This window comes from Flavobacterium restrictum, from assembly GCF_007097245.1.
In the GTDB taxonomy this organism is placed as follows: Bacteria; Bacteroidota; Bacteroidia; order Flavobacteriales; family Flavobacteriaceae; genus Flavobacterium; species Flavobacterium restrictum.
This window is the reverse complement of the sequence record NZ_VJZT01000017.1, coordinates 24,460-42,626: the sequence shown is the minus strand read 5'-3', so window position 1 is coordinate 42,626 and position 18,167 is coordinate 24,460. Positions and strand designations below refer to the sequence as shown.

General features: G+C 35.0%; 18 protein-coding genes. 11 read left to right on the top strand and 7 right to left on the bottom strand.

The features are described 5' to 3' along the window. Window positions 1-11: 11 nt before the first annotated feature. A complete protein-coding gene (locus tag FNW21_RS13960; protein WP_144257368.1) occupies window positions 12-416 on the bottom strand; it encodes an acyl-CoA thioesterase in 405 nt (134 codons plus the stop codon). A gap of 184 nt (window positions 417-600) precedes the next feature. Between FNW21_RS13960 and dnaA the strand changes: the two genes are divergently transcribed. From dnaA to scpA, 9 genes are all read left to right on the top strand, one after another. Continuing rightward, on the top strand, window positions 601-2,028 hold the full coding sequence (dnaA, locus tag FNW21_RS13955) for a chromosomal replication initiator protein DnaA (RefSeq protein ID WP_144257367.1): 1,428 nt from the start codon (window positions 601-603) through the stop codon (window positions 2,026-2,028). 7 nt (window positions 2,029-2,035) lie between these two features. Beyond that, on the top strand, window positions 2,036-2,503 hold the full coding sequence (locus FNW21_RS13950; RefSeq protein WP_144257366.1) for a low molecular weight protein-tyrosine-phosphatase: 468 nt from the start codon (window positions 2,036-2,038) through the stop codon (window positions 2,501-2,503). 41 nt (window positions 2,504-2,544) lie between these two features. Next, entirely contained in the window at window positions 2,545-3,135 is a 591-nt protein-coding gene (locus tag FNW21_RS13945) for a Uma2 family endonuclease (protein ID WP_144257365.1), read from the top strand. A 95-nt stretch (window positions 3,136-3,230) separates the two neighbouring features. Further along, a complete protein-coding gene (locus FNW21_RS13940) occupies window positions 3,231-3,947 on the top strand; it encodes an SAM-dependent methyltransferase (RefSeq protein WP_144257364.1) in 717 nt (238 codons plus the stop codon). 66 nt (window positions 3,948-4,013) lie between these two features. Then, window positions 4,014-4,895: an SDR family oxidoreductase gene (locus FNW21_RS13935; protein WP_185963938.1), complete on the top strand. Its 882-nt coding sequence runs from the start codon at window positions 4,014-4,016 to the stop codon at window positions 4,893-4,895. Window positions 4,896-5,113: 218 nt separating this feature from the next. After that, a complete protein-coding gene (udk, locus tag FNW21_RS13930; protein WP_144257363.1) occupies window positions 5,114-5,722 on the top strand; it encodes a uridine kinase in 609 nt (202 codons plus the stop codon). A 62-nt stretch (window positions 5,723-5,784) separates the two neighbouring features. Then, complete coding sequence (locus FNW21_RS13925) at window positions 5,785-6,108, top strand: FtsB family cell division protein (RefSeq protein WP_144257362.1); 324 nt, start codon at window positions 5,785-5,787, stop codon at window positions 6,106-6,108. Between the two features lie 19 nt (window positions 6,109-6,127). Then, window positions 6,128-7,492, top strand: a complete 1,365-nt coding sequence (locus FNW21_RS13920) for a methylmalonyl-CoA mutase subunit beta (RefSeq protein ID WP_144257361.1) — start codon at window positions 6,128-6,130, stop codon at window positions 7,490-7,492. Window positions 7,493-7,539: 47 nt separating this feature from the next. Next, entirely contained in the window at window positions 7,540-9,672 is a 2,133-nt protein-coding gene (scpA, locus tag FNW21_RS13915) for a methylmalonyl-CoA mutase (RefSeq protein ID WP_144257360.1), read from the top strand. A 73-nt stretch (window positions 9,673-9,745) separates the two neighbouring features. On the opposite strand, the gene FNW21_RS13910 is transcribed toward scpA, so the two are convergent. The 6 genes from FNW21_RS13910 to FNW21_RS13885 form a co-directional block, all read right to left on the bottom strand. Continuing rightward, the gene (locus tag FNW21_RS13910) at window positions 9,746-10,381 is read right to left on the bottom strand and encodes a peptidoglycan-binding protein LysM (RefSeq protein WP_144257359.1); all 636 of its coding nucleotides are present in this window, start codon (window positions 10,379-10,381) and stop codon (window positions 9,746-9,748) included. Between the two features lie 97 nt (window positions 10,382-10,478). Next, window positions 10,479-11,351: a DUF2279 domain-containing protein gene (locus FNW21_RS13905; protein ID WP_144257396.1), complete on the bottom strand. Its 873-nt coding sequence runs from the start codon at window positions 11,349-11,351 to the stop codon at window positions 10,479-10,481. Between the two features lie 44 nt (window positions 11,352-11,395). Then, on the bottom strand, window positions 11,396-12,436 hold the full coding sequence (gene mltG / locus FNW21_RS13900; protein ID WP_144257358.1) for an endolytic transglycosylase MltG: 1,041 nt from the start codon (window positions 12,434-12,436) through the stop codon (window positions 11,396-11,398). A gap of 12 nt (window positions 12,437-12,448) precedes the next feature. Beyond that, on the bottom strand, window positions 12,449-12,982 hold the full coding sequence (locus tag FNW21_RS13895; RefSeq protein ID WP_144257357.1) for a GNAT family N-acetyltransferase: 534 nt from the start codon (window positions 12,980-12,982) through the stop codon (window positions 12,449-12,451). Window positions 12,983-13,100: 118 nt separating this feature from the next. Beyond that, entirely contained in the window at window positions 13,101-13,739 is a 639-nt protein-coding gene (locus FNW21_RS13890) for a response regulator transcription factor (RefSeq protein ID WP_144257356.1), read from the bottom strand. Next, a complete protein-coding gene (locus FNW21_RS13885; protein ID WP_144257355.1) occupies window positions 13,736-15,070 on the bottom strand; it encodes a sensor histidine kinase in 1,335 nt (444 codons plus the stop codon). The genes FNW21_RS13890 and FNW21_RS13885 overlap by 4 nt, the downstream gene beginning before the upstream one ends. A 416-nt stretch (window positions 15,071-15,486) precedes the next feature. Here FNW21_RS13885 and FNW21_RS13880 point away from each other — a divergent pair, with 416 nt between their 5' ends. Together FNW21_RS13880 and FNW21_RS13875 are read left to right on the top strand one after the other, a co-directional pair. Further along, window positions 15,487-16,191, top strand: a complete 705-nt coding sequence (locus FNW21_RS13880; protein WP_144257354.1) for a hypothetical protein — start codon at window positions 15,487-15,489, stop codon at window positions 16,189-16,191. Between the two features lie 11 nt (window positions 16,192-16,202). After that, entirely contained in the window at window positions 16,203-17,903 is a 1,701-nt protein-coding gene (locus FNW21_RS13875) for a hypothetical protein (RefSeq protein ID WP_144257353.1), read from the top strand. Window positions 17,904-18,167: the final 264 nt, after the last annotated feature.

Below are 18,167 nucleotides of genomic sequence, written 5' to 3'. Positions count from 1 at the left end.
ATATTACACCTTTATTCCAATGTTTTTAACAATTCCAAAATGTAATCTGGTGGAGCTGTAGGACGACCCGTTTTTAAGGACACAAAAACCAAAATAAACTGGGCAGTTGTTAATAACTCATTCAATTCATTATATATAGCACAATCAAATTCTATCTTCACAGAGGACTGACTTTTAAATTTAGTATGAACCGTTAACAACTCATCATAACGAGCTGATTTTTTATAATTTATAGTCATAGAAACAATTGGCAAGGCAATTCCACTTTCTTCCATACTCTTATACGAAACCCCTTTGTTTCTAAGCCATTCGACCCTACCTATTTCGAAATAAGGGATGTAATTCCCATGATAAACGACTCCCATTTGATCGGTTTCGGAATAGCGAACACGTACTTGAATTTGATGATCTCTCATTATTTTTTTATTAAAAATTTTAAATTAAAAAACACTCCTTACAACAATATTTTATAAAATTATTGCCAAAATTATTTTTTTTTACAGAATATTATTCACACTTTTGTTACCCCGAAAAAAACGAAATCTACCCTCTTTTTTTTGTAAGATAAAAATTGCCAATAAAAATAATTTAACCGAATATATGAACAAAACTGCTCAATCAGTATGGGAAAACTGTTTGTCTTTTATAAAAGACAACATTCAGGATCAAGCTTACAAGACTTGGTTCGAGCCAATCAAATCAGTTGAACTTACCGATAATGCATTATATATTCAAGTACCTAGTAAATTTTTCTACGAATGGTTGGAAGAACACTATGTCAAATTATTAAAAGTAGCCTTGACAAAAGAACTTGGTAAAAATGCAAAGTTACTCTATAAAATTAAAATGGAGAACACTTATGGCAACAAACAACCGTTTACGGAACAATTACCAAGTGCCAATAGAGTTCCTATGAAGCCCCAAGAAGTGGACGCACCATTCAAAAACTTGAATCCTGAACTAAAAAATCCTTTTGTAATTCCTGGTATTCGCAATCTTAAAATCGAATCTCAATTAAATGCCAATTATAGTTTTGACAATTTCTTGGAAGGAGATTCCAATAGACTGGCTCGTTCAGCCGGTATGGCAGTTGCTAATAAACCGGGTGGTACCTCCTTTAATCCCTTATTGATTTTTGGTGGTGTAGGATTAGGAAAAACGCATTTAGCCCACGCCATTGGTGTGGAAATCAAAGATAAATACCCTGAAAAAACCGTTTTATACATTTCGGCAGAAATTTTTACCCAACAATACATTGATTCCGTTAAGAAAAATAATAGAAATGATTTTATTCATTTTTACCAATTAATTGACGTATTGATTATTGATGATGTGCAGTTTTTATCCGGAAAATCAGGAACTCAAGATGTGTTTTTTCACATTTTTAACTACTTGCATCAAAACGGTAAACAAGTTATCCTGACCTCGGACAAAGCCCCTGTTGACATGCAAGATATTGAGCAACGCTTATTGTCTCGTTTCAAATGGGGATTATCAGCCGAGTTGCACCAACCAGATTACGAAACTAGAATTTCGATCCTTAAGAATATTTTGTACCGTGATGGTGTAGAAATCCCTGATGAAATCATCGAATATGTTGCTCGCAATATCAAATCGAATGTTCGGGAACTAGAAGGTGCTATTATTTCTTTGATTGCACAATCCTCTTTCAACAAAAAAGAAGTCACTATTGAACTGGCCAAAAGCGTTGTCGAAAAATTTGTGAAGAATGTAAAACGCGAAATTTCTATCGACTACATTCAAAAAATTGTTTCGGATTATTTCCAATTGGATTTAGAAACCTTACAATCCAAAACTAGAAAACGACACGTGGTACAAGCCCGACAATTAGCGATGTTTTTTGCCAAAAAATTTACCAAAGCTTCGTTAGCCAATATTGGGTCTCAAATAGGCGATCGCGACCATGCAACCGTATTACACGCTTGTAAAACCGTGGATAATCTTGTTGCTACAGACAAACAATTCAAAAAATTTGTCGACGATATCAATTCTAAATTAACGCTTTAAACGCCTCATGTCCATAAAAATCCTAATGGTTTGTTTGGGAAATATTTGCCGTTCACCGTTGGCAGAAGGCATTCTTGCTTCAAAATTACCAAAAGACAAATTCACAGTTGACTCGGCAGGAACCGGTTCTTGGCATATTGGTCATGCACCTGATGAGCGTTCTATCGCAGTAGCCAAAAAAAATGGATTGACTATTTCCAATCAAAAAGGACGACAATTTACCCAAAAAGATTTCGAAGAATTCGATTATATTTACGTCATGGACAATTCTAATTATGACAATGTTATCGCATTGGCCGAAAATGAAATCCAAAAAAACAAAGTACAACTCATTTTGAATGTTTTGTTTCCAGATGAAAACGTAGATGTTCCCGATCCTTATTTTGGACTGACCAACGGATTCAACATTATTTACGGCATGCTAGACGAAGCCTGCGAGGTAATTGCCGAAAAATTGATGGCAAACCATTCCTAAATTAGCTTGGTTTAGCTAACTTTGTTTCAAACAAAATTATTATGCCACTAGTAACTCATTTTTCCGATTTAGATTTATCCAAAACCTACACCTATGCTGATTATGTTTTGTGGCAGTTTCAAGAACGAGTAGAGCTTATAAAAGGATTTATCTTAAAAATGAGTCCTGCACCAAGCTCTAAACACCAAGCCATATCTCATAATTTAGGTGGTTGTTTTTATAATAATTTCAAAAGAAAACCGTGTCGTGTTTTTGAAGCTCCTTTTGATGTTCGGCTATCTATTAAATCAACAAAAAAAGATACCACAGTAGTACAACCAGATCTCTGTGTAATTTGTGATGAAAGCAAAATTGACGAAAAAGGATGCAATGGTGTTCCTGATTTGATTGTTGAAATCATTTCTCCTAACAATAGCAAACATGATATTCATACCAAATTTAATCTCTATCTAGAAGCTGGAGTACAGGAATATTGGTTAGTAGAACCTGTACAACGAATAATTTTGATATATACCCTTCGCAATGGCGAATACATAGGACTCAAACCACTGGTAGAAGGCGAATATGTTGCTAGTCCACTTTTTCCAGATTTAGACATCGCTGTAGAAGACGTATTTTATAAAGTCAATTAAAATCCAAGTCGTAGGGACTAAAAACTACTATAAAATGCTAAACCGCCATTTGGTTACCTACTTTACAAAACGATCCCTTTTAGACCCAAAATAAAATGAAAACTACTTTAGGAAAACTATATTTAATACCAACAACCATGGGCGATTGCGACCCAATGGATGTGTTGCCTCAAACCATAAAAAGAAGTATTGACTTTATTGACCATTACATCGTAGAAAACGAAAAAACGGCTCGAAAATCAATAAAAGGGGTTCATCCCGAAAAAAAACAATCGGAATTAGTACTTTTTGTTTTAAACAAACATACCGAAACCAAAGCCCATTTAGAATTTATAAAACCTTTGTTAGAAGGCAAAAATGTAGGTTTAATGAGTGAAGCGGGTTGCCCTGGCGTAGCCGATCCTGGTGCTGTAATTGTTAAGCTAGCTCACGAAAAAGGAATTCAAGTAGTACCATTAGTGGGACCATCATCGATACTTTTGGCCATGATGGCGTCAGGAATGAATGGACAAAGTTTTACTTTTAATGGCTATTTGCCAATAGAAAAAGGAGAAAAAAAAACCGCTTTAAAAAATCTCGAAAAACTGTCTCACGACAAAAATCAATCCCAACTTTTTATCGAAACACCCTATCGAAATAACAAAATGGTAGAGGATATTTTGCAAGCCATTCATCCCGAAACCTTTCTTTGCATTGCCACCGATATCACCTTACCGACCGAATATATTAAAACCAAAAGAGCCGCAGCTTGGAAAAAAGAAACCGTAGATTTACACAATCGACCTACTATTTTCATCATTCATAAAATGTAAAAAAACATTTTATTATGCGCGCATACTATTTTATTTCATTATATTTACCATCCAAAATAAAATCTTATGAGTTATACAGATAAAATGTTGAGAGACGATGCCCTACAAGGCAAAGTGATTGTAGTTACAGGAGGCGGAAGCGGTTTAGGCAAAGCAATGACTAAATATTTCTTGGAATTGGGCGCAAAGGTTGCCATTACTTCCCGAGATATAGAAAAATTACAAAATACCGCCAAAGAATTAGCCAACGAAACAGGCGGTACTTGCTTGCCACTTCAATGTGATGTGCGTCATTATGACGAAGTAGAAAACATGCTTCAGGAGGTTTTAAAAAACTTTGGCAAAGTGGATGTTTTACTCAACAATGCCGCTGGAAATTTTATTTCACCAACCGAGCGATTGTCGGCTAACGCTTTTGACACCGTAATCGATATTGTCCTCAAAGGTTCTAAAAACTGCACCCTTGCTTTTGGAAAACATTGGATTGATACCAAACAAACATCGGCAACAGTATTAAATATAGTGACCACTTACGCATGGACCGGATCCGCTTATGTGGTACCAAGTGCCACTGCAAAAGCAGGCGTACTAGCCATGACTCGAAGTCTAGCGGTTGAATGGGCAAAATACGGTATTCGTACCAATGCCATTGCACCAGGCCCGTTCCCAACCAAAGGCGCTTGGGATCGATTATTACCTGGAGATTTAGCCGAAAAATTTGATATGGCCAAAAAAGTGCCCTTAAAACGGGTGGGTGACCATCAAGAATTAGCAAATCTAGCTGCGTATTTGGTTTCGGATTTTTCGGCGTATGTCAATGGCGAAGTAATAGTAATTGACGGTGGCGAATGGTTAAAAGGTGCAGGACAATTCAATTTACTCGAAGCCATCCCCGAAGAACTTTGGGATCAATTGGAAATGATGATTAAAGCCAAGAAAAATAAATAATGAGTAAAGAGTCTTTGTAAGGCTCTTTTTTTTTGAAAAAAAACTAGCCCACAAAACCATTTTGAATCAAAATACCATAAAGGACGTAATTCATTTTTAAACAAAAAAAAAAAGAAGTTACAGCAATTGGAAGCTTAAAAAGACATAAAAAGTTGCCAAAACAAAAGTGGCTCGATTTAAAATTCCTATTTTTGTACCACAATTTTAATACAACCCAAATGTTAATAATAGGAATCGCTGGAGGAACTGGATGCGGAAAAACTACCGTAGTGCATCAAATCATGAATGAACTACCCGAGGCCGAAGTGGGCATAATTGCCCAAGATTCGTATTACAAGGAAACAACTAATTTAAGTTACGAAGAGCGATCTAATATTAATTTTGATCATCCTAGATCAATTGATTTTGAATTATTAGTCGAGCATCTTCAGGAGCTAAAAAAAGGAAATGCCATCAACCAACCCGTATATTCGTTCATAAAACACAATCGGACTGATGACACCATTCTCACGCATCCCCGGAAAGTGATGCTGGTAGAAGGGATTTTGATCCTGACAAATCCAGAATTGAGAGCACTTTTTGATATCAAAATATATGTTCATGCAGATTCAGATGAGCGATTGATTCGGCGTTTGAAAAGAGATATTTCCGAGCGTGGCAGAGACATGGACGAAGTTTTGAATCGGTATCAAAACACCCTTAAACCCATGCACCAACAGTTTATTGAACCCACCAAAGCCTTTGCGGATATCATCATTCCAAACGATAAATTCAACACCGTTGCCATCGATGTAGTTCGTGCGGTAATAAACCAAAGGATATTATAATTTATCGTAAATTTAACCTCAAATTACCATCAAACTATTCCTAATTGCTATTTAAAAGTCCAATGAAAAACCCGTATAAAGACAAGAAATGGTTCAAACACTTGAGTAATAAATACATTTGGGTCTTATCCTTTTTTTTGGTTTGGATGCTATTTTTAGACAATTACTCCTATTTTGACCACCGTATTTTGGACAAGCAAATAGAAGAACTCGAAGACAACAAAACGTATTATCAAGACGAAATCAAAAAAGACAAAGAGCATATCAAGCAACTCAAAAATCCAGAACAAATAGAAAAATATGCTCGTGAAAAATACTTTATGAAAAAAGACAGCGAAGATATTTATATTATAGAATTCGAAGGCGACACCATTCCCAAAAAATAACGTTAAGTACACCCCAAAAATGGCAGCAAATCTATTTGATGATTTTGACCCTATTTCCCCAAAACAATGGAAACAAAAAATTCAATTTGAATTAAATGGAGCCGATTACAATGATACACTAATCTGGAATGCACCAGACGATATCAAAGTAAAACCGTTTTATACCGATGAAGATTACACCAAAGTTTATCCCCTAAAAACCAAAGCAACAGATTTCAAAATATGTCAAAATATTTATGTTTTTGATGTCGAAAAATCAATCGAAAGAGCTTTGAACTCCCTAAAACGAGGTGCCGAAAGCATTCGTTTTACCATTGATGACGACAGTATTGCTATTGAAAAACTATTGGAACAATTACCATTAGAAACCTGTACCGTTTACTTTCATTTTAGTTTCATTTCAATCGATTTCGTAAAAAGAATTGAAGCTATTTCAAGGACTAGAAAAACTAATTTTTACTGTACCCTAGACCCAATAGGACATTTAGCCAAAGAGGGGAATTGGTTCAAAACCAATGAAAAAAATAATTTTGAAACTCTAAATTTACTTTCCAAAGAGACAAATATAGCAGGATTGGTAAGCGTAAATTTAGCATTATACCAAAACGCTGGAGCCACTATCGTCCAGCAAATTGGGTACTGTTTGTCGCATGCCAATGAATATTTTAATCGAATTCCAAGTTTAAAAAAAGCCATCGTTTTTGAAGTTGCGGTTGGTAGCAATTATTTTTTTGAAATTGCTAAACTTCGCGCCATCCGATTGTTATTTGAAATACTTGCCAAGGAATACGATTCCAAAATTACGTGTCATATTTTGGCCTCGCCCACTAAACGAAATAAAACCTTGTATGATTTCAATCTAAACCTACTGCGAACCACTACCGAATGTATGAGTGCCGTACTTGGTGGTGCCAATGCTATTGCTAATTTGCCCTACGATTCCTTGTACCACAAAGACAATGAATTTGGCGATCGATTGGCACGAAATCAATTGTTACTTTTGAAAAAAGAAAGCTATTTTGATAAAGTAAACAACCCAGCAGACGGCAGTTATTACATAGAAAATCTCACCAACCAAATAGCCGAAAAAGCATTAGTACTCTTTAAAGACATTGAAAAAAATGGTGGATTTCTCAAGCAATTGAACGAAGGAGTAATCAAAAGAAAAATCCAAGAAAGTGCCGATAAAGAACAAGAATTATTCGATTCTGGCAAAGAAATTTTAGTAGGAACAAACAAGTATCGCAATACCGAAGATCGCATGAAAGCGGATTTAGAACTTTTTCCTTTTGTAAAAATAAAACCTCGAAAAACGTTGATTACACCCCTAATCGAAAAAAGAGTAGCCGAAAAGACAGAACAAGAAAGACTGTCAAAAGAATAAAAACGACTTCTATTTTGCCACAAAAAACCTTTGGAAAACCATTTAAAATGAAACGAAAAGACCTGCAACACCTTCAAATAAATGCTTCGAATGATTCCATGAATGACGAAATTGCTATCGATAAAAAGACGCCTTTTTTGACCGCAGAAGGTATTGTAATCCAAGAAACCTATTCCGAAAAGGATATTGAAAACCTGCATCATTTGGATTTTGGAGCAGGCTTTGCGCCCTATCTTCGGGGACCATATACCACTATGTACGTCAAAAAATCATGGACAATCAGGCAATACGCAGGATTTTCGACGGCCGAAGAAAGCAACGCATTTTACCGACGCAATCTTGCAGGAGGCCAAAAAGGATTGTCAATAGCCTTTGATTTACCCACCCATCGGGGTTACGATTCGGATCACGAACGGGTGCATGGCGATGTAGGAAAAGCGGGGGTTGCCATAGATTCGGTTGAAGACATGAAGCTGTTGTTTGACCAAATTCCATTAGATGAAATGTCCGTTTCTATGACCATGAACGGTGCGGTATTGCCCATTATGGCTTTTTACATTGTAGCTGCCGAAGAACAAGGCGTGTTGCCTGAAAAACTATCCGGTACAATTCAAAACGACATTCTAAAAGAGTTCATGGTGCGCAATACCTATATTTACCCGCCATTGCCGTCCATGCAAATTATCGCTGCCATTTTTGATTATACGAGTAAGAAAATGCCCAAATTTAATTCCATCTCCATTTCAGGTTACCACATGCAAGAAGCTGGTGCCACCGCCGAAATTGAACTCGCCTACACACTTGCCGATGGTTTAGAATACATTAGAACAGGACTGGCAACTGGAATGAAAATAGACGAATTTGCACCAAGGCTCTCCTTTTTTTGGGCCATTGGCATGAATCATTTTATGGAAATTGCCAAATTGAGAGCTGGACGAATGCTTTGGGCAAAATTAATGAACCAATTTCAACCAAAGGACGAAAAATCATTAGCCTTAAGAACCCATTGCCAAACTTCGGGTTGGAGTTTAACAGCCCAAGATCCTTTTAATAACGTGGCACGAACCTGTATTGAAGCCACTGCAGCAGTATTTGGTGGCACACAATCGCTGCACACCAACGCCCTTGACGAAGCCATTGCGCTACCAACGGATTTTTCGGCAAGAATAGCACGAAATACCCAACTTTTTTTGCAAGAAGAAACAAAAATTACTAAAACAGTCGATCCTTGGGCAGGAAGTTTTTATGTCGAAAGTGTAACGCACGATTTGGCAGAAAAAGCATGGAAACTAATTCAAGAAATCGAAACATTAGGTGGCATGACCAAAGCAATAGCCACAGGAATTCCTAAAATCCGAATTGAAGAAGCTGCTGCTCGAAAACAAGCTAGAATAGACAGCAATCAAGATAGCATAATAGGTAGCAATTTGTTTCGATTAGAAAAAGAAGATCCAATTGCTATTCTAGCCGTAGATAATGCCATGGTTCGCCAACAACAAATACAAAAACTAGAGCTCCTTAAAGCCACTCGCAATGCCGAAAAAGTAAAAAAAGCATTGAATGATATAACGCTTTGCGCCCAATCAGGAGAAGGGAACTTACTTGATAAAGCCATAGAAGCCGCACGCTGTAGAGCCACTCTTGGTGAAATTAGCGAGGCGTTAGAACAGGCTTTTGGGAGATATGAAGCTACAATAAAATCCTTTAGCGGTGTGTATAGTACCGCTATAAAAGAGGACGAAAGTTTTGCAGAAGCCCAAAAATTAGCTCACAAATTCACACAACAAAAAGGCAAAAAACCGAGTATCCTAATTGCAAAAATGGGGCAAGATGGTCATGACCGTGGTGCCAAAGTTGTAGCAACAGCCTACACCGATTTGGGTTTTGAGGTACTAATTGGCCCTTTGTTTCAAACACCCACCGAAGCTGCACAACAAGCCATAGAAAACAAGGTGCATTTTTTAGGCATTTCGTCCATGACAGCTGGACATAAAACCCTGGTACCACAAGTAATTCAAGAACTTAAAAAATATGGTCGTGAAGACATATTAGTTGTTGTGGGCGGTGTAATTCCTGTACAAGACCATTCTTTTTTATTTGAAGCAGGTGCCGTAGCCATTTTTGGCCCTGGAACAAAAATTAGTGAAACAGCCATAAAAATTTTAGCCCTTTTGCAATAAATCAATAATAACCATAAAAAGCAAAGCCTATCAATTGACAGGCTTTGCTTTTTTATATTTTTAACCAATAGGTTTAGAGCACTCTCGCCGTGCTATCGGCAATAATAAACGAGGTGTCATACCCGCCAAAAACTTTCATATAACTTCTAATGGAAGTACCATAAGCATCTTTAAAAAAACGTTTTCCGTTGTTTTTGAAATATTTTTTGACTGTCCCAACACCACCAAGATGTGCCGCAGCCAGAATCCCAGATTCCGTCACTACAATTCCGTTTATTATGGTGCCTTCGTATTGGTCAATGACGTCTTTTAGTTCCCATTTATTTTTGGACAAAAGTGCAATAAATGCTTTTTCTTGTAAGGCTGGGTTGTTCAAAAACTGACTTCGGTTTGTTACACCCACCGTTTTTAGGGTTTCCATACCAAACTGATATTTACCTAAATACCCTAGCGAATTAATTTTTTTGTATTTGCCTTGAGATTCTTTGAAGCCAATTGCTTCTTTGTAACCAATAAAAAAATTTCCAGTAAAAGGGATGTTCAAATTGGAGAATTCTTTTTGTTTTTCCGAGGGAAATAAGTAGTGTGTCCCTTCGGATTCATGGACTAGAAACCAAGAGTTGGAATCTAACTTTAAGGGTTTAAAACCCGAGCTTAAAAATACAATAATAACTGTTAAACCAGAATAAAAATACCATTTCTTTATCATAAATTGTTTTTCTTCAAAACGCTGTCCCGTTATGAAATTTCTACGTGCAAATATACAAAAAAATAAATAGCACTGAAGATCAACTGGTTAAACTTTTTTAAAAATAGAAGGAATGGAATTGAAATCCGCCGTGAGCCGAGTATTCAATCGTTGGCGCAGGGATTTTGATGGTATTTAAAACCGAAAAAATAGTCTTCAAAAAGTGGGATTTTGTTTCTATTTTAGACAAATCTACGTCCAAACTCAAGTAAAATTGTCGGTATCTTATCGCTTTTTCGTCTTGAATTAGCCCCGTGGAACTGTTATTTCCAGTTAGCATTCCGTTAGCTCCGTAGCCCAAAGCAAGGTTCAACCATTTGGGTATTTTTGACCCTTTGGAAAACGAATACAAATTGGTCGAAAGCCAATAGGTTTGACCGTTATAATCTTTTAGAATTTGCTCTGATAAACTGCTCCCCAAAACATCAGGGCGATAGGGGGCGTAGGATGTGGTATGAAAAGAAAATTTTGGGATAATGCGCTGTTCCTTCCAAATCAATTCTTGCGAAACATACAAAGCCGTGCCAGACGCATTTGCAATCACATCGCCTGCGGAGGCACCCCACTCTGACGAAAAGCCATCTAAAACCTCAACGGCCGTCAAAAAAGCAAAACCAAGCGGCGCTCCATATAACAATTGACTTTTTTTGCTTGCGCCACTCCAATGCAACAATTCGGCTCCTGCACGACCTAGGTGGTAGGAGGAGTAAAAATGCCCCATTTTATCCATTTGGAGCCACTCCGAATTGTCATTTATAAAATGAAAATGAGATTGCGGATAATCCGCATACCAAACTTGATTCAACCCAATAAGTGCCGCCGAAGCTACTATTGCTTCGGAAAGGAAGACAGTATTTTGTCTTTTTTTATATAAAGAATCCGAAGGTTTGAAGAAACTTTCAGTAGTTTTTTGGGGAAAAACCGATTGCATTACCAGCAGTAGCAAAAAAACAACTCTTGATTTCACAATCAAAACTATCTTTTTACGCCTTGGCTAGTAATCCAATCCGAATATTTTTTGGCATTTACATTGTGCTCCTCTAAAGTAGCTGCAAATTCATGGTACCCAAACCGATCGACACTAGCGCAGAAGTATATAAAATTGTTTTTCTCGGGATTCAAAACAGCTTCAAGTGCCGTAATATCTGGCATCGCTATTGGCCCTGGAGGCAAACCAATCACTTTATAAGTGTTGTATGGCGAAATCAAAAATAAATCATTGTAGAAAACTCTTTTGATAACTTGGTCAAAGTCATTTGATTTCTTTTTGATGGCAAAAATAACCGTTGGATCTGCTTGCAAGGGCATTTGTTGGTGCAAACGATTCAAATACACGCCAGCAATGCGTGGTCTTTCGTCTTTTTTAACCGATTCTTTGTGAACAATTGACGCCAAAATAGTAGCTTCAATGGGTGTTAATCCTTGTTTGGCGGCTTTGTCTGTTCGCTCTTTGTTCCAAAAATTACGGTATTCCTTAATCATTTTATCCCGAAACTTTTCGGCGGTAATATTCCAATAAATCTCGTAGGTATTTGGGATGAACATTGTCAAAACATTCTCTTCGGTAAAGCCATTTTCTTTCAGGAAAATACTGTCTTTGAACGTATTTAGTAATTTCAAGCTATCGGGTTCGATTTGAGATCCCACACGACCCGCAAAATTTTCTAACCGTTCTTGGTTGTTAAAAGCTAATTTTACGGCATCATTAATTCGCAAGGTTTTCACTAATTCGTAACTATTCATGTTTTTCTTGAACAAAAAGCGACCTGATTTTACGTTTTCTGGGTAACTGGTTTTGGCGGCTACCATTTCAAAACGGTTCATGTTCTCCACATAAGGGGCTATTATTTTTTTTATTTCGCCATAATTGGCTCCCGTTGGCACATAAACATATACTTTATTTTCGGCAAATTTAGTGTTGCTTGAAAAAATCTGACGCACCAAAAACAATCCGTAAAGAATTAATAGTGAAACCAATACTACAGATGCGATTGAAATTATTTTTTTTAAATTCAAAACGATATTTTTTTAAAGTTGATTATTGATGAGTTGAAAAACGGCTTCGTCCTTGTAAATTCCGTTGACCAAAGTCCACTCTTTTTTGACACCTATTTTCTGGAATCCAAATTTAGTAAAAAGAGCCATACTTGCGGTATTTTCTGTCGCAATATTTGCGTACAATTGATGCAGGTTTAAATTGTAAAAAGCATAGTCAATAAGCAGTTCTAATGCTTCGGAGCCCCAATTTTGTTTTCTGTTTTCCAAAGCTTGTATGACAATCCCAACCCCTGCCCTATTGTTCTTGGGATCAAAATCAAATAAATCGATTAATCCAATGGCTGGAAAATCTTGATCTTGGCAAATTGCCAACCGCAACTGCTTGGCTTCGTAAATATCCTGATGTGCATTTTCGAGGTATTGCTTTACCAAAAACCTACTGTAAGGCGTTTGGGTATTGCTTACTTCCCAAATGCTTTGGTCGTTTTCCATAGCATACACAAACTCCAAATCATTGGGTTCAAGTGCTCGGAGGTAAATGGTATCGCCTTTTAGTGTGATCATTATTGATAGTTAGCATAGTTTTTGCGCTACCTTTATAAATAACAGCAGCACTATATGTTGCTATAAATTTAATAAAAAATAGGATTTTACAAACTTCAATTCTAGAAATTTTATTTTTTTATATAAATCCATTTTTCATAGCATAAACGGCTAGCCCTACTCTACTCTTTAGTTCTAATTTTTCGAACAAATTGTCTCGATACCCTTCTACGGTTCTTGGACTACAGCACATTTTATCGGCAATTTCTTTATAGGTCAATTCGGTTATTGTGTATTTTAAAAATTCTTTTTCTCTGTCGCTAAAACAGATTTCCACTTCATTAGAAGAGGTATTATTAATGTTTGCAAACAATCTATTTACAGCCCAATCTGGGTAATAATAGCCGTTTTTTAGCAATAAATTCAAGGCGTTTTCAAGTTCTGCTGGGTGTGCGTTTTTGAGCAAATAACCCTTGGCTCCATTTTTTATCATTTTTATCAAACTTTGCTCATCGTCTTGCATGCTTAATGCCATTATGAGGACATTGGGGTGGTTTTCTTTTAGCCATTTTGCGGTTTCAAAACCATTCATAATAGGCATACTAATGTCTAATAAAACCACATTGGGAACGTTAGTTTTTACAGCGAATATTTCTTGTAGTTCCTTGCCGTTTTGGCATTCGTACAGCACTTCAAATTGACTAAAGTTTGTAATTATACTTTGCAAAGCTTTTGCAATAAGTATGTGGTCGTCGACAATTACAATGGTTTTTTTCATTTTATAAAGGGGATGTCTATTAGTAATTTTGTACCTGTCTTTTCGTGACTTTCAAGAATAGAGCTACCGTCAATTATCTCGATTCGTTTTTTAATATTTTTCAAACCTATTCCGTCATATGTTATATTTACATCAAAGCCTTTTCCGTCGTCTTGCAAACAAAGTTGTAATTTGTTGTTTACAGTATTTAGCGTAATATTTATGTTTTTGCAACCCGAATGTTTAATGCTGTTTTGTATAAATTCTTGCGAGATCCGAAGCAAAACACTCTTGGTTTGGTAAGGCAAAATTATGCTCTTTGAATTACTTTCTAAATTCATTTCGCAATTTTTAATCTCGTGCCATTTTTTACATTCCAACTCTAACAAATCATACAAAGTATTGATTTTTATAGCATTATCTGTTAATGATTTTGACAATTGTCGCAAATCATTGAGCGATTGATTGATAATCGAACTTATATTTTCTATTTTATCATTTATTTGTGGTGCTTTATTTTCGTATCCCAATTGTTGGGTATATAAACTGGCTAGGGTAAGTTTCTGTCCAATATTATCATGAATTTCTCGACCAATATGTTGCATGGTTTGCTGTTGCATTTCGATTTGAACAACGTTTAATTGAAATTTATGTTGGATTTCATCATCTTTTTTTTGTCGATCAGTCGAAAAATATTTATAAATAAAAGCACATGCAAAACAAATGTTTTCGAGAATATAGCCCAAGCAGAGGTATTCAAATCCTAGATAAGGATCGGAATTATAATTAGTAACCGAATCCCAAAATGCAAAAAATCCACATAAAAGCAAAAAGGTAATGGCTAGAAACAAATATCTGAAATATATTTTTTTAAGTTCTTTGCTAATAAAATAATAAAAAAGTAATGAAAGTAGCACTACAACAGCCCTAGACACCATAAAGTACGGTATGCTTTCCTTTACAAAACTGGGAAAAAAAATTACGGTTAGCACATAAAAAAGAGTAAATCCTCCGAAGAATTGAAATACAAATTTTAATTTTTTGAACTTTAAATCCTCTAGAATTAATGCGTGGTATATAAAGGCTCCAAACATAAAACTAGCAATCATTTGCACTACATCTATAAGAAGTTGTAAAACATAGAGACCTTGGGAATAATTGGGATAATAATTTGTAGCCTTGAAATAAACACTAGCGATAAAAATTAAAACCGACACAACATAACCACAGTAATAATAATAAATTTTGGACTTAAACAATATGCTTAAGTACAAGCTAATACAGCCAACAAGACATAAAAAACCCAAAGAGAAAAAGGAAACTATTTCAAATTGACTACTGTTTAAACTCATAACTACATCCTATTACAAAAACTATTACGTACAACAAATATTGTCTAAATATTTTATAGTTCCTACGGGCAATCAAACATTTTTTATACCGTGAATTAACGGTATAAAAATAGGTTGATTAACCCTACTATTTATAGTTAATCACTCATCGATTTTTTTCAAGTTTAAGAGCAATTTTACTAAAGAAATTTTAAAAAATTATTTCAGTAAAAATAATACCTCCGAGCGTTGCGAATAGAGGAAGTAAACTGAATTCATGTCAATTATGAAAAAAAGAACTAATGCAAAAACTAACAAAAAGTCTACAGCTACTGCACAAAATCTGGGCGTGGATTACAAGGTAGTATGAATATAAAAAATAATTGGCGCAACCCGAAAAGCCAAACCAAGAGTAGGGGAAACAAAAAACCAAAACAATGAAAAATCTAAAAATTTTAATTTTTACACTACTATTTTTACAAATACAAGTGTATTCGCAAACAAAGTCCAAAATAACATTTGGAGGAAATGCTGCCTACCATATTGGAACTGGTATTCAAAAAGAAGGCACTAGCCCATTACTGTTTTTTAAAAATGGTCAATCAGCAGGACTTGATTTTATGTTGTTTCCAAAATCAGGAACCACTAGATACAAACTTGCACTAGATTATATTACTGGATCCAATGACGAAAACGTAGTTGTTGCTTATGCTAAAGCAAATAACATAGAATATGACACCTATAAATTTACTAAAAAAAATCCAGGTGGCTTTAGTATAATGGCAAGTCCACAATTTATGTTATTCCCAAAATCGCAAAACAAAAGACTACCGTTGATGTGGCTTGACTTAAAAGCAGGTGTATTATTTAGCAACAAACAAAATCTAGAGTTTTATTTAGGACAAACAACACCAAGCACAGAAGTAAAAACCAATGCAATGAGTTTTGTTTATAGTCCTGCCTTAATAGTAAATGTGATAAAAACAAGTAAGATTTTTGTTAATTTAAAAGCAAGTTACTCCAATTTTGGTGGATTTGGGGTTGGGGTGAGTATTACGGAACAGGATTGCCGTGGCGCGTATTGTTATAGATGTGCAGGAGTAGGATGTCTTGGAGAAATGCCCGACCTAACAAAAAAATAAATATAGAAATTATGAAAAAAATAAAAATTATATTTAAACTTTCAATATATTTAATTATTTTGACATCTGTTGTTTCATGTGATTTAATGAAAAAAGTTTTTGTTAAAGAGTCGTCCATTGTTTATAAAAATAATTGTGGATTACTGGTTTTTAAAGATTCTATCCAATATAATCTAATTCACGATTATCTTGAATACCAACAGGAAACGTTTGAAAATTCAGCATCATATCCTACAGCATTAGACGAGGAAAAACCATTAACAGATTTTGAAATCTCTAAACTACATACTTCTTACAGAACTTTTATTAAAAATCAAGAAGATATTGCAGAAAATAATGGTGTAGATCTTTCAGTAAACCCAGTTCCTGAAATATTAGAAGATGATGAAATCTTACAGACTTTGTTAAATCAAGATCGAATGCTAGTCATTGACGGTATTGTTTATTATTATTTTGACGACTGTACATTATTTAAATTTCCAGTTGGAAAAGACTGTAATGAATCAATCCGACTGGCAAAAGAGTATTTTTCAAAATATAGTAGTAATGTTCAAAACAATGTTAAACCACTTTTCAATTTTGTACAAGTCGATATTTGTAATGACGAAGTAAATTATAGGGTTTTAAATACAAATATATTTTGTCAAAAAGTATCTGTTGGGCTCTGCATACCAGACAAATGCCATCCTGAATATGTCAATATTGAAATTACATTTCCTAATTATTATCAAGGTTTTTACAACCTTACAAGTTGTGATGTAAATATTGATGGCGTTAGTACAGTTTATCTACCAACTGATATGAGTTCTATCTCATCAAATCAATGTGGAATAGCTATTGTTAATTACGGAATTTTATTGCCGAAATATTTTCCAGGGATAAATTCAACGCATGTAATTAATGTAACTGCGAATTTTAGTTACACAATTGATGGAAAAGTAGAAACATGTAAAACTACAAAACCGATTACATTTAGTGTTCCATATCCTTGTGATATTAATGTATCCCCTGCATATGTCAATAATTTTGAAGTAGCGATTGAAAAGGTTGACAATCTATGTACAGCAGGAAATGATTCTTTTCTTTTCGATGTTACAAATGGAAATCCACAGATAATTGGGCAAAGCCCTAATTCAATTCAATTAAGGTATAATTGTGCAGGTGCAAAAAAAATTATTATTAAAAGTACTGACCCAAATTGTCCTCAATCAAAGGAGATAATAGTTAATCCTATAGACCCGAGTTTGTGTTGTGAGACTCATCCCAAACGAAATTATTGTAAAAATAATATAACAAGTTCAAATGGAATTTATCGATTAAGTGTTAAAATGAGAGAAAGAAATAATAGGATAGTTACAATTATTAGAAGTTTTATTAAAAACTCGAATGGTAAATTTAAAAGGAATAAAGCGGATATTAATGGACAAATGAATGGACCACTTTACTTTAATCATCAAACATGTAATTGTCAAGGTGTTTATAATTTTGTTGAGTGGAAATCAAGAGTATGTAAAAAAATGAAGCTTAAGCACTTATTTTTAGCACACAAATCATCTATTGAGAATGCCGTTAATCCAGACTCATTTAATTGGTTTAAAAGATATTGGGCAAGAAAAAATAATAGCCCTTGGCAAACAAGCGTAAAGACATCAAATGTGCCTAATACTATTTTTAAAATTAATTGCAATAACAATACTAACATTTGTGATTAGAGTTTTCAGCTAATCAATATTACCCTCGCAAACCGAAAAGTGTAAATAGAGTAAGCAATAACCAAAACATTTAAAAAAATGATAGTACATGATAAATTGACCACAAAATATGGCAATCCAAAAGATGCCAATTTTGAATCGAAATGGATGGTAAAATGAGAAATTAAAAAAAGTTATTACTGTTAATTAGTAACAAAGAAAAAATCAATTCCCCAGCTGACACGAGCAAAAATAAATAAACGGCTTACGCAATACCTCTGACTC

Excerpts from the sequence above, each read along its gene's own strand:
- FNW21_RS13925 (WP_144257362.1), top strand. The coding sequence starts at position 5,785 with ATGAAAAACCCGTATAAAGACAAGAAATGGTTCAAACACTTGAGTAAT.
- scpA (WP_144257360.1), top strand. The coding sequence starts at position 7,540 with ATGAAACGAAAAGACCTGCAACACCTTCAAATAAATGCTTCGAATGAT.
- FNW21_RS13875 (WP_144257353.1), top strand. The coding sequence starts at position 16,203 with ATGAAAAAAATAAAAATTATATTTAAACTTTCAATATATTTAATTATT.
- FNW21_RS13895 (WP_144257357.1), bottom strand. The coding sequence starts at position 12,982 with ATGATCACACTAAAAGGCGATACCATTTACCTCCGAGCACTTGAACCC.
- udk (WP_144257363.1), top strand. The coding sequence starts at position 5,114 with ATGTTAATAATAGGAATCGCTGGAGGAACTGGATGCGGAAAAACTACC.
- FNW21_RS13905 (WP_144257396.1), bottom strand. The coding sequence starts at position 11,351 with ATGCAATCGGTTTTTCCCCAAAAAACTACTGAAAGTTTCTTCAAACCT.
- FNW21_RS13880 (WP_144257354.1), top strand. The coding sequence starts at position 15,487 with ATGAAAAATCTAAAAATTTTAATTTTTACACTACTATTTTTACAAATA.
- FNW21_RS13890 (WP_144257356.1), bottom strand. The coding sequence starts at position 13,739 with ATGAAAAAAACCATTGTAATTGTCGACGACCACATACTTATTGCAAAA.
- FNW21_RS13910 (WP_144257359.1), bottom strand. The coding sequence starts at position 10,381 with ATGATAAAGAAATGGTATTTTTATTCTGGTTTAACAGTTATTATTGTA.
- dnaA (WP_144257367.1), top strand. The coding sequence starts at position 601 with ATGAACAAAACTGCTCAATCAGTATGGGAAAACTGTTTGTCTTTTATA.
- FNW21_RS13885 (WP_144257355.1), bottom strand. The coding sequence starts at position 15,070 with ATGAGTTTAAACAGTAGTCAATTTGAAATAGTTTCCTTTTTCTCTTTG.
- FNW21_RS13950 (WP_144257366.1), top strand. The coding sequence starts at position 2,036 with ATGTCCATAAAAATCCTAATGGTTTGTTTGGGAAATATTTGCCGTTCA.
- FNW21_RS13960 (WP_144257368.1), bottom strand. The coding sequence starts at position 416 with ATGAGAGATCATCAAATTCAAGTACGTGTTCGCTATTCCGAAACCGAT.
- FNW21_RS13945 (WP_144257365.1), top strand. The coding sequence starts at position 2,545 with ATGCCACTAGTAACTCATTTTTCCGATTTAGATTTATCCAAAACCTAC.
- FNW21_RS13935 (WP_185963938.1), top strand. The coding sequence starts at position 4,014 with ATGAGTTATACAGATAAAATGTTGAGAGACGATGCCCTACAAGGCAAA.
- FNW21_RS13920 (WP_144257361.1), top strand. The coding sequence starts at position 6,128 with ATGGCAGCAAATCTATTTGATGATTTTGACCCTATTTCCCCAAAACAA.
- FNW21_RS13940 (WP_144257364.1), top strand. The coding sequence starts at position 3,231 with ATGAAAACTACTTTAGGAAAACTATATTTAATACCAACAACCATGGGC.